The 242-nt window shown below is 35.5% G+C and carries 1 pseudogene; it reads left to right on the top strand.

What is annotated here, in order from left to right:
• Positions 1-242, top strand: a pseudogene (locus AC3A54_RS25630) (IS3 family transposase); the annotation flags it as partial.

Below are 242 nucleotides of genomic sequence, written 5' to 3'. Positions count from 1 at the left end.
CAAAGAAATCTCCTCAACCAGTAGAAGGATCATTAGAAGCCTTACAGGCAGAAAACGAACGTTTACGAATGGAGAATACCTACCTAAAAAAGTTGAATGCTTTAGTTCAAATGCAGGAAAAATTACAAATAAAATCAAAGCGCAAGTAATTTTAGAACTAAAGAGTCAGTATGAGGTTGTGGATTTAGTTGAAGTCGCTGACATTCCACGCAGTACGTATTATTATTGGGAAAAACGGTTAA

It is taken from the genome of Neobacillus sp. Soil_C_43 (genome assembly GCF_057656715.1).
Note: the sequence above shows the minus strand (reverse complement) of the source record. Positions and strands in the feature narration are given on the sequence as shown.